We start from the raw sequence: 10692 nt of genomic DNA, 5'->3' as shown, positions 1-10692 counted from the left end.
TCGCTCTGCGCGACGGGCTGGGGGGTCGTGGTGGCGTCCGTGGGCCCGGCCGGCACCGGGGCGGCCTGCTCGGCCGGGCGTGAGGCGGCCGTCGCCTCCGGGGTGCCGGTCGTGGCTCCGGAGTCCTCCTGGTCGCCGTCACCGTCGCCGTGCCAGTGGTGCGGCCCTCGCGTGTCGTCGCCCTCCACCTCCGTGTCCGGCTCCTGCGACCGGCCCGGCCGCTGCCGTCCCTCACCCGCCGGATTCCCGGCCCGTGAGGGCGCGGCGGAGGCGGAGGACGGGGCGGAGGAGGCCGGTGACGACGCCGAGGAGGCGGAGGCCGACGAGGGTCTCGCCGACGGGTGGGACACCGAGTGCGAGGAGCCACCGGCCGCGTGATGGGAGGCGGTCCCCGGGGGCGCGGACGCGGCGCCGTGCGAGGACGCGGACCCCGCCGGCCTCGGCCCCTGCCCCGGCCCGGGCCCCGTCGGCCCCGTACTCGCGCCGTGCCCCGGCAACCCGCTCGCACCGCGTGCCCCAGAAGCCGAAGAGACCGTAGAAGCCGAAGAAGCCGAAGAAGCCGAAGAAGCCGGCGTCGGCCTCAGCGCCGACGCGGACGCCGACTCGGACGCCAAGGCGGCCCCGGCCGGCAGGACGACCACGCCCGGCACGACCACCCCCAGCACGACCAGCAGTTCCGTCGCACGCAGCGTGGCGCGCAGCCTTGGAGTCACGAGCGGGACCCCCTCACGGTGCCCGGGGCAGTGGATCTGTGGAACAACACTCACATCACTGGCCCAATCCGGCATTCCAGGTTCGGCCGCCAGGTCGAATCCGCTGCACAATCCGGTTATGTCCCTACGTCACGGGCTGCTCGCGCTCCTGGAGGAGGGCCCCGCCCACGGCTCCCTGCTGCGCACCGCGTACGCGGCCCGCACGGGGGCGCAGCCGCCCGCCCTCGGCCGCGTCCACACCGCGCTGGGCCGCCTCGAGCGCGACGGCATGGTCGTACGGGAGGGCGTCGACGAGGCCGGCCGGGGCCGGTACGCGCTCACCGGGGCGGGCCGCGCCGAACTGCGGGACTGGTACGCCCGGCCCGCACGGCGGGAGGGCCCGCCGTGCGACGAGTTCGTCCTCAAACTGGTGCTGGCGGTGCGGGCGGTGCTGACGGAGCGCGCACCGGACGCCGACGTACGGCAGATCGTCGAGACCCGGCGCCGGCAGGTGTCCGGGGCGCTGCACGACTACGTGCGGCAGCGGGCCGAGGTGCTGGCGCTGCCGCCCGAGCGCCCGGCGGAGCTGGCCCGGCTGCTGGTCCTGGAGCAGTCGATCTCCCGCGCGGAGGCCGAGGCCCGCTGGCTCGACCACTGCGAGGCCCGCCTGCTGCGCCTGCACGTCACGGATGGTGCCGAAGGCCCGCCCGGCACGGTGGATCACCCCGCGCGGGGGGCACCAAGGAGGTGAGAAGCAGGCGTGCGAGAGAATGGCGGCATGGAGATGCCGAGGAACGAACGGTCGCCGGAGAATCCGCAGATCCTGGTCGTGGGCCAGGACGGAATGGCGCTCGGCGGCGGTGGGGACGACGATCCCCGCGAGACCCCGGTGACGGAGCAGGTGGAGCAGCCCGCCAAGGTCATGCGCATCGGCAGCATGATCAAGCAGCTTCTCGAAGAGGTGCGCGCGGCTCCTCTGGACGAGGCCAGCCGGGCCCGGCTCAAGGAGATCCACGCGAGCTCGGTCAAGGAGCTCGAGGACGGCCTGGCGCCGGAGCTGGTGGAGGAACTGGAGCGGCTGTCCCTGCCGTTCACCGACGAGGGGACGCCGAGCGACGCGGAACTGCGCATCGCGCAGGCGCAGTTGGTGGGCTGGCTGGAGGGCCTCTTCCACGGCATCCAGACCACGCTGTTCGCCCAGCAGATGGCCGCGCGGGCCCAGTTGGAGCAGATGCGCCGAGCGCTGCCCCCGGGCATCGGTCACGACGGCGGCGACGACCCGCGTACCGGCGGCCGCTCGGGCGGCCCCTACCTGTAGTCCGGCACTTCCCGACACCCGCAACCCGACCCGCACGACGAGGGCCCGGCAGCCTGGCTGCCGGGCCCTCGCTGTCGCCGGGGCGCCGCTCGCCCGAGCGGTGGGGTTGCGACGGGACGGATCAGGACGACGGCGGGTTGCCGCTGGAGACGTAGAGCTGGATCTGCGGGACGTTCTTCGGGTCGACGTCCGTGCCGGCCGCGGGGTACTGGTTCATGACCGTGCCCTCGCCGTAGGTGTTCTCGTCGACGTTGACCTTCTTCAGCTGCCAGCCCGCGGCCTGCAGACACTCCTTGACCGAGCCGATGTACTTGAACTGGAAGTCCGGCAGCCGGACCTTCTTCGGGTCGTTGTACGACTCCTGCGGCTCGGTGCACTCGCTCTTGTCGATCGTCTTCGACGTGTCCGGGCCGCGATGGCCCGCGACCGCTGACGTGGAGGTGCTGGGGCTGCCGCTGCCGCCCTGGGCGCCACCGCCCCCGCCACCGCCACCGCCGCTGTTGTCCAGCGCCAGGGCGATGATGAGCCCGAACACCGCGACCACGGCGACGGCTATCGAACCGATCACCACCGGCTTGCTGCTCCGGGAACCGCCGCCCGTACCCGGCGCGGGGGTCTGGTGCTGGGGGGAGATCGTGTACGGCGGCGGGGTCGAGGACTGCTGGGCGTACGGCGACGGAGTGGGCGTCTGATAGCCGGGCTGCTGCGGATAGCCGTAGGCGGGGGACGGCGCGGACGGGCCCACGGGAGTCCGCGGGCCGTACGGGTTCGGCGCCGGGGCGGGCTGGTAGGGCGTCTGCACCTGGCCGGAGGGCGCCGGGGTCGCGTCGACCGGCGGGAACACCGCGGAGCCGACGCCCGCGCCGCTCGGGGTGTGCGCGCCGGGGACGATGCTCGGCGGGGCCGCCTGGAAGGAGGCGGCCACGCGCAGGCACTCGTCGCGCATGGCGACGGCGCTCGGGAAGCGCTCGTTCGGGTTCTTCTTCAGGGCGCGGGCGACCAGCGCGTCCACCGCCGGGGGCAGGGAGCGGTTGACCGAGGAGGGCGCGACCGGCTCCTCCTGGACGTGCGCGTAGGCGATGGCCAGCGGCGAGTCGGCGTCGAACGGCAGCCGCCCGGTGACCAGTTGGAACAGCATGATGCCGACCGAGTACAGGTCGGAGCGGGCGTCCACACCGCGGCCGAGGGCCTGCTCGGGGGAGAGGTACTGAGGGGTGCCGACGACCATGCCGGTCTGGGTCATCGAGGTGACGCCGGACTGCATGGCCCGCGCGATGCCGAAGTCCATCACCTTGACCACGCCGCGCTTGGTCATCATCACGTTGCCCGGCTTGATGTCGCGGTGGACCAGGCCCATCTCGTGGCTGATCTCCAGCGCGGCGAGCACGTCGGCGGTGATCTTCAGGGCCTTGTCGGCGGGCATCGCGCCCTGCTGCCTGACGTCCTCGTCGAGCACCGAGCCGAGCGGCCGGCCCTCGATGTACTCCATGACGATGTACGGCGTCGTCATGCCGTCGACGTCGTCCTCGCCGGTGTCGAAGACGGAGACGATGTTCGTGTGCGTGAGCTTCGCCACTGCCTGGGCCTCGCGGCGGAACCGCTCGCGGAAGGCCTGTTCCCGGCCCAGTTCGGTGTGCAGTGTCTTGATGGCCACCTGACGGTCGAGCACGGAGTCGTAGGCCAGGTGCACCGAGGCCATGCCGCCCTCGCCGAGCAGGTCGCGCAGCTGGTAGCGCCCGCCGGCCAGTGCCCGTCCCGCGAACCGGCCCTGTGCGCCGTCCTGGCTCATGTTCTGCGTCCCCCGTGACCGGATCCCGATGATCGACCTGTCATTCCCGGCCAAGTCTGCCCCAGGGCACTGACACGTCAAGCTCGGTGCCCGTTCCGTGACCGTACGCGAAAGAAGCGTCGCGGAAGCGTTACAGCGGGCGTACGGCCGGTACACGGAATTTGCACGACCATACTCGTACGAGGTTTGATGGCCGGTCCGTCTCGGCCCGGTCCGCGCGGCGAACCCGGACCGGCGGCTTGCGCCGAGCCTGTAGCGTGGCCGACGGAAGACCGTGACAACACCGCGCACCGCGGGCAGAAACGACGGCGAGGACTGATGGCACAGACGCAGCGCGCCCAGGGCCCGTCCGACCCCGAGGCGACTGGCGGCGGCGGCATGTCGGACGCGCCGGAGATGTGGGGCAACGGCGGCCTGGTGGGCGACGGCCGGTACCGGCTGACGCGCAGGCTCGGCCGGGGCGGCATGGCCGAGGTGTTCGCCGCCGAGGACGTGCGCCTCGGGCGCACGGTCGCGGTCAAGCTGCTGCGCGCCGACCTCGCCGAGGACCCGGTCTCCAAGGCCCGCTTCACGCGCGAGGCCCAGTCGGTGGCCGGGCTCAACCACCACGCGATCGTCGCCGTGTACGACTCCGGCGAGGACTACGTGGGCGGCCAGTCGGTGCCGTACATCGTGATGGAGCTGGTCGAGGGCCGCACCATCCGCGATCTGCTGCTCAACGCCGAGGCGCCGGGCCCCGAGCAGGCGCTGATCATCGTCTCGGGCGTGCTGGAGGCGCTGGCCTACTCGCACCAGCACGGCATCGTGCACCGCGACATCAAGCCCGCCAACGTCATCATCACCGACAACGGCGCGGTGAAGGTGATGGACTTCGGCATCGCCCGGGCCCTGCACGGCGCGTCCACGACGATGACGCAGACCGGCATGGTCATGGGCACCCCGCAGTACCTCTCCCCGGAGCAGGCCCTCGGCAAGGCCGTCGACCACCGCTCCGACCTGTACGCGACGGGTTGCCTGCTGTACGAACTCCTCGCGCTCAGGCCCCCGTTCGTCGGCGAGACCCCGCTGTCGGTGGTCTACCAGCACGTCCAGGACATGCCCGCGCCGCCGTCCAGCGTCTCCGAGGGCGCCTGCCCGCCGGAGCTGGACGGCCTGGTCATGCGCTCGCTGGCCAAGGAGCCCGACGACCGCTTCCAGACCGCCGAGGAGATGCGCGGGCTGGTCCAGTACGGCCTGCAGATGCTCTACGACCAGGGCGGCCACACCGGCACCTGGAACACCGGCCCGGTGGAGGTCCACGAGGGCCGGCACACCCCGGCCGCGGGCTTCGCCGGCACGACGGTGATGCCGCACCCGGGCGACGCGAACGCGGGCACCACGCAGATCCCCGCGCCTATCCTGCCGGGCGGCTACGGCAACCGCGACGACGGCGGCTTCGAGGGGCACGGCAACCAGGGCAGCGGCCGGGGCAAGCTGTGGATCCTCGCCGTGCTCGCGGTGATCGCCGTCGCGGCGGGCGTGGCGCTGGCGCTGCAGAACGCCGGCGGCCACGGCGGCGGTGGCGGCACCGGCACCACCAAGTCGCCCTCGGCCAGCCAGACCACCAAGGACCAGCAACCGAGCTCGACACCGAGCGACTCGGCGCCGAGCCGTCCCTCGGACACGCAGACGGACAACGGCAGCGGTGCGGGCGGCACCGGAGGGGACTGGACGCCGTCCAACCAGCCGTCGTACACGCCCTCGCAGTCGGCGCCGCAGCAGCACTCCAACCAGCCGTCGAACACGCCCAGTTCCAACCCCTCGTCCACCCCCTCGGGCACGGGCGGCACCACCACCGGCGGCACGACCAACGGCGGCGGCACGACCGACGGCGGCACCACGGACGGCGGTACGACCGACGGCACCTCGGCGGGCAACAATGCCGGCGGCGACAACGCCGGCGGGCCCGCGGGGTCGCTCACGGGCAACACGACCGGCTGAGCCGGGCCGCTCCGCGGCCCTGGTCAGCCCGTGAACGCCCCGCACACCGCCTCGTACTCCCCGGTCCACCAGGTCACGAGGGCCGAGGCGGCCGGGAACTGTGGATCCGCGCGGGTGTCGCCGCGCTCGTAGTGCCAGCGCAGCATCCAGAAGTCGTTCAGCCGCTCCCACCACACCCGGTGCACGGCAGCGGCCAGCTCACCGCGTGTGGCCCCGGCCGCGCGCCGGTACGCGCGCGCGTACGCGCCGACCTTGGCCAGGTCCAGGGTCCCGGCGGGCCGCAGGAAGAAGATCGCGGCGGCCCGGACCGCCTCCTCCGCGCGGGGCTGCACGCCGAGCCGGTCCCAGTCGACGATCGCGGCGGGCGCGTCCCCCCGGTAGAGCAGGTTGAAGGGGTGGAAGTCGCCGTGCACCCAGCCCACCGGGCCGCCCGGCGGCGGCCGCCGGTCCGCGTGCTGCTCCAGCAGGGAACGGCGCTCCAGGAGGCGGTGCCTCGCCAGTTCGTCGAAGGAGTCGAAGGGGCGGTGGCGGCGGACGTGCGCGAGCAGGCCGTCGATCAGCGCGAAGGTGGCGGCCGGGTCGGCGCTCTCCACGGGGTGCGGACCGGTGGCGGGGCGGGCGCGGCCCTTGGGTGGCATCACCCGCTCCAGACAGGCGTGCACGGCCCCCAGGAGGGCTCCCAGGCGTGTGCACTGGCCGGTGGTGAGCTGGCCGCCGTGCCGGTGGCCGCCGTCGATCCAGGGGTGCAGCGCGTAGGCGTGCCCGCCGACGACCGCGACCGTGCGCCCGTCGCGGCCGGCGAGCGCGGGCGCCACGGGCACGCCCAGGTCCGCGAGGCGCCGGGTGGCCCGGTGCTGCCGGGCGATCGCCGCCGGGTCGGCGGTGTCGGGGTCGAAGTGGTGCTTGAGGAAGTAGCGGCCGCGAGTCGTGCGCAGGCGGTAGCCGCGGTTCAGCAGCCCCTGGTCGACCGGCTCGCAGGTGAGGGCGCTACCGGCGGTGTACTGGCGCAGTAAGGCGCTCAGAGGGGGCGCGTGGGGTACAGGGGGTGGTACACAAGAGCGCGGCACGCGCCAGATGCTAGGGCACCGCGCCGGGCCCTTGAGCTGGGCCTTGTCACACACAGTCCCCGGCGATCGCTTTCGGTCACATGAGGTCGTGCGGGTCTCGTCCCCGTCCCGTACTCGTCCCTACGCCGGCCGTGCGGCCGCCGTCCCCCGCGAGGAGCAGCGGCACGCCCGAAGACGGCTCTTCCCGTGGCCGGAATCACGGGATAACGTGCCGGTGTTCCGGCCCCCCGCAAGGCTGTGACCAGCGGCTGCCCCCGATTACCGTGCGAGGTACTTGGACGTCCAAGTGAAAATACTTGGAAATCCAAGGAAAAACGCAGGTCAGAGGGGGTTTCACAGAAATGTGGAGCACTGGGTAACGTGGCTGTTGCAGGGCGCTCGCCGGGGCACCTGTCACGCCTGTTCCCGGCCGAGTGGCACCCACCCCGTGCCCGGTGGTCGAGCAACAGGTGAGCCTCCCCCAGGCTCCACGAGCAGGGGGGACCCCCAGGCCCACCGGCGACCCCGGGGGCCGGACCGACGGAGGAGCACACGTGACCGTGGAGAGCACTGCCGCGCGCACACCGCGACGCAGCGCCGGGAGCAAGGCCGGAGCGACCGGCACCAAAGCAGCCGGCACCACCGGTACCAAGCGCACCACCCGCACGACCGCCAAGAAGGGCACCGGCGCCCAGAGCAGTGCCGACCCGGAGCTCGTGCAGCTGCTGACCCCCGAGGGGAAGCGCGTCAAGAACGCCGAGTACGACGGCTACGTCGCCGGCCTCACCCCCGAGGACCTGCGCGGCCTGTACCGCGACATGGTGCTCACCCGCCGCTTCGACGGCGAGGCCACCGCGCTGCAGCGCCAGGGCGAGCTGGGCCTGTGGGCCTCCCTGCTCGGCCAGGAAGCCGCCCAGATCGGCTCCGGCCGCGCGCTGCGCGACGACGACTACGTCTTCCCGACCTACCGCGAGCACGGCGTCGCCTGGTGCCGCGGGGTCGACCCGACCAACCTGCTCGGCATGTTCCGCGGTGTGAACAACGGCGGCTGGGACCCCAACGGGAACAATTTCCACCTCTACACGATCGTCATCGGCTCCCAGACCCTGCACGCCACCGGCTACGCGATGGGCGTGGCCAAGGACGGCGCGGACTCCGCGGTGATCGCCTACTTCGGCGACGGCGCCTCCAGCCAGGGCGACGTGGCCGAGTCCTTCACCTTCTCCGCGGTCTACAACGCCCCGGTCGTCTTCTTCTGCCAGAACAACCAGTGGGCGATCTCCGAGCCCACCGAGAAGCAGACCCGCGTCCCGCTCTACCAGCGCGCCCAGGGCTTCGGCTTCCCCGGCGTCCGCGTCGACGGCAACGACGTGCTGGCCTGCCTCGCGGTCACCAAGTGGGCGCTGGAGCGCGCCCGCAGCGGCGAGGGCCCCACCCTGGTCGAGGCGTACACGTACCGCATGGGCGCCCACACCACCTCCGACGACCCGACCCGCTACCGCCACGACGACGAGCGGGCCGCCTGGGAGGCGAAGGACCCGATCCTGCGCCTTCGCCGCCACCTGGAGGCGTCGAACCACGCGGACGAGGGATTCTTCGCGGAACTCGAGGCCGAGAGCGAGGCGTTGGGCAAGCGAGTGCGCGAAGCGGTCCGTGCCATGCCCGACCCGGACCACTTCGCCATCTTCGAGAACGTGTACGCGGACGGGCACGCGCTCGTCGACGAGGAGCGCGCCCAGTTCGCCGCCTACCAGGCGTCGTTCGCGACCGAGTCCGACAGCGGCTTCGCCGCGGGAGAGGGGGCCTGAGCATGGCTGCGGAGAAGATGGCCCTGGCCAAGGCGATCAACGAGTCGCTGCGCCGCGCCCTGGACGCCGACCCGAAGGTCCTCGTCATGGGCGAGGACGTCGGCAAGCTCGGCGGCGTGTTCCGGGTGACGGACGGCCTCCAGAAGGACTTCGGCGAGAGCCGCGTCATCGACACCCCCCTCGCGGAGTCCGGCATCGTCGGCACCGCGATCGGCCTCGCCCTGCGCGGCTACCGCCCGGTCGTCGAGATCCAGTTCGACGGCTTCGTCTTCCCGGCGTACGACCAGATCGTCACGCAGCTCGCGAAGATGCACGCGCGTTCCCTGGGCAAGGTCAAGCTCCCCGTCGTCGTCCGCATCCCCTACGGCGGCGGCATCGGCGCGGTCGAGCACCACTCCGAGTCCCCCGAGGCCCTTTTCGCGCACGTGGCGGGCCTCAAGATCGTCTCCCCCTCCAACGCGTCGGACGCGTACTGGATGATGCAGCAGGCCATCCAGAGCGACGACCCGGTGATCTACTTCGAGCCCAAGCGCCGCTACTGGGACAAGGGCGAGGTCAGCACCGAGGCCATCCCCGACCCGCTGCACAGGGCGAAGGTCGTCCGCGAGGGCACCGACCTCACGCTCGCCGCCTACGGCCCGATGGTGAAGCTCTGCCAGGAGGCCGCCGCCGCGGCCGCCGAGGAGGGCAAGTCCCTGGAGGTCCTGGACCTGCGTTCGGTCTCCCCGCTCGACTTCGACTCCATCCAGGCGTCCGTGGAGAAGACCCGCCGCCTCGTCGTCGTCCACGAGGCCCCGGTCTTCTTCGGCTCCGGCGCGGAGATCGCCGCCCGGATCACCGAGCGCTGCTTCTACCACCTGGAGGCGCCGGTCCTCAGGGTCGGCGGCTACCACGCGCCGTACCCGCCGGCGCGCCTGGAGGAGACCTACCTGCCGGACCTGGACCGCGTGCTCGACGCCGTCGACCGCTCGCTGGCGTACTGAGGGAGAGGTTCGTGACGACGATGACCGAAGCGTCCGTGCGTGAGTTCAAGATGCCGGATGTCGGCGAGGGACTGACCGAGGCGGAGATCCTCAAGTGGTACGTCCAGGTCGGTGACACCGTCACCGACGGCCAGGTGGTCTGCGAGGTCGAGACGGCCAAGGCCGCCGTCGAACTCCCCATCCCCTACGACGGCGTGGTCCGCGCCCTGCACTTCCCCGAGGGCACCACGGTCGACGTGGGCACGGCCATCATCGCGGTGGCCGCCCCCGGCGCGGCCCCGGCCGAGGCGGAGGTGCCCGCCCAGGCGGCCCCCGCGGCCGAGCCGCAGCAGGCCGAGGAAGCCGAGCCGCAGGGCCGCCAGCCGGTCCTGGTGGGGTACGGCGTCTCGACGTCCGCCACCAAGCGGCGCCCCCGCAAGGGCCCGGAGGTGACGGTCCCGCAGGCGGGCACGGCACTCCAGTCGGAGCTGAACGGCCACGGCGGCCAGGCAGCCGCCCCCGCCGCTCCGGCTCCCGCGCCGGCCGCTCCCGCCCCCGCTGCTCCCGTTTCCAAGGAGCGTCCGCTGGCGAAGCCGCCGGTGCGCAAGCTGGCCAAGGACCTCGGCGTGGACCTGTCCACGGTGATCCCGTCCGGCCCGGACGGCATCATCACGCGCGAGGACGTCCACGCGGCGGTGCCGGCGACGGCCGCGCCGCAGGCGCCCGGACCGGTGGTGGCCCAGCCCGCGGCCCAGCCCGCCCCGGCGCCGGCGCAGCCGTACGACACGGCCCGCGAGACCCGCGTCCCCGTCAAGGGCGTACGCAAGGCGACCGCGGCCGCGATGGTCGGCTCGGCGTTCACGGCCCCGCACGTCACGGAGTTCGTGACGGTGGACGTGACGCGCACGATGCGGCTCGTGGAGGAGCTGAAGCAGGACAAGGAGTTCGCGGGCCTGCGCGTGAACCCCCTGCTGCTGATCGCCAAGGCCCTCCTGGTCGCCATCAAGCGCAACCCCGACGTCAACGCGTCCTGGGACGAGGCCAACCAGGAGATCGTGCTCAAGCACTACGTCAACCTGGGCATCGCGGCGGCGACC

9 protein-coding genes and 1 pseudogene are annotated in these 10692 nt (G+C 72.8%); 7 read left to right on the top strand and 3 right to left on the bottom strand.

What is annotated here, in order from left to right; all coding sequences use genetic code 11:
• Positions 1 to 188, bottom strand: a pseudogene (locus IE249_RS21265) (hypothetical protein); the annotation flags it as partial.
• On the opposite strand from IE249_RS21265, the gene IE249_RS21260 reads away from it, so the two are divergent.
• The 3 genes from IE249_RS21260 (at position 172) to IE249_RS21250 (ending at position 2010) form a co-directional block, all read left to right on the top strand.
• Entirely contained in the window at positions 172 to 378 is a 207-nt protein-coding gene (locus IE249_RS21260) for a hypothetical protein (protein ID WP_189706814.1), read from the top strand. The pseudogene IE249_RS21265 and the gene IE249_RS21260 overlap by 17 nt on opposite strands.
• Positions 379 to 831: 453 nt before the next feature.
• Positions 832 to 1443 (top strand): PadR family transcriptional regulator, encoded by a 612-nt coding sequence (locus tag IE249_RS21255; protein WP_189706812.1) that lies wholly within the window; start codon positions 832 to 834, stop codon positions 1441 to 1443.
• Between the two features lie 27 nt (positions 1444 to 1470).
• Positions 1471 to 2010, top strand: coding sequence for a bacterial proteasome activator family protein (locus IE249_RS21250; protein ID WP_189706810.1), 540 nt, complete (start codon positions 1471 to 1473; stop codon positions 2008 to 2010).
• A 121-nt stretch (positions 2011 to 2131) separates the two neighbouring features.
• Here the strand turns inward: IE249_RS21250 and IE249_RS21245 are convergent, their stop codons facing one another.
• On the bottom strand, positions 2132 to 3799 hold the full coding sequence (locus tag IE249_RS21245) for a protein kinase domain-containing protein (RefSeq protein ID WP_189706807.1): 1668 nt from the start codon (positions 3797 to 3799) through the stop codon (positions 2132 to 2134).
• Positions 3800 to 4117: 318 nt separating this feature from the next.
• Between IE249_RS21245 and IE249_RS21240 the strand changes: the two genes are divergently transcribed.
• Complete coding sequence (locus IE249_RS21240) at positions 4118 to 5779, top strand: protein kinase domain-containing protein (protein ID WP_189706805.1); 1662 nt, start codon at positions 4118 to 4120, stop codon at positions 5777 to 5779.
• Between the two features lie 23 nt (positions 5780 to 5802).
• Here IE249_RS21240 and IE249_RS21235 read toward each other — a convergent pair whose 3' ends face one another.
• On the bottom strand, positions 5803 to 6846 hold the full coding sequence (locus IE249_RS21235; RefSeq protein WP_189706803.1) for a phosphotransferase: 1044 nt from the start codon (positions 6844 to 6846) through the stop codon (positions 5803 to 5805).
• Between the two features lie 533 nt (positions 6847 to 7379).
• Here IE249_RS21235 and pdhA point away from each other — a divergent pair.
• The 3 genes from pdhA to IE249_RS21220 all read left to right on the top strand — a co-directional run.
• Positions 7380 to 8633 (top strand): pyruvate dehydrogenase (acetyl-transferring) E1 component subunit alpha, encoded by a 1254-nt coding sequence (pdhA, locus tag IE249_RS21230; RefSeq protein ID WP_189706801.1) that lies wholly within the window; start codon positions 7380 to 7382, stop codon positions 8631 to 8633.
• A 2-nt stretch (positions 8634 to 8635) separates the two neighbouring features.
• Complete coding sequence (locus IE249_RS21225; protein ID WP_189706799.1) at positions 8636 to 9616, top strand: alpha-ketoacid dehydrogenase subunit beta; 981 nt, start codon at positions 8636 to 8638, stop codon at positions 9614 to 9616.
• 11 nt (positions 9617 to 9627) lie between these two features.
• The coding region (locus IE249_RS21220; protein ID WP_229858928.1) for a dihydrolipoamide acetyltransferase family protein at positions 9628 to 10692 on the top strand (1065 nt) is incomplete at its 3' end.

Source organism: Streptomyces anandii JCM 4720 (genome assembly GCF_014650655.1).
In the GTDB taxonomy this organism is placed as follows: Bacteria; Actinomycetota; Actinomycetes; order Streptomycetales; family Streptomycetaceae; genus Streptomyces; species Streptomyces anandii.
Note: the sequence above shows the minus strand (reverse complement) of the source record. Positions and strands in the feature narration are given on the sequence as shown.

Bases quoted from the DNA above. Each gene is read 5' to 3' on its own strand.
- IE249_RS21225 (WP_189706799.1), top strand. From the start codon at position 8,636: ATGGCTGCGGAGAAGATGGCCCTGGCCAAGGCGATCAACGAGTCGCTG.
- IE249_RS21240 (WP_189706805.1), top strand. From the start codon at position 4,118: ATGGCACAGACGCAGCGCGCCCAGGGCCCGTCCGACCCCGAGGCGACT.
- IE249_RS21250 (WP_189706810.1), top strand. From the start codon at position 1,471: ATGGAGATGCCGAGGAACGAACGGTCGCCGGAGAATCCGCAGATCCTG.
- IE249_RS21245 (WP_189706807.1), bottom strand. From the start codon at position 3,799: ATGAGCCAGGACGGCGCACAGGGCCGGTTCGCGGGACGGGCACTGGCC.
- IE249_RS21255 (WP_189706812.1), top strand. From the start codon at position 832: ATGTCCCTACGTCACGGGCTGCTCGCGCTCCTGGAGGAGGGCCCCGCC.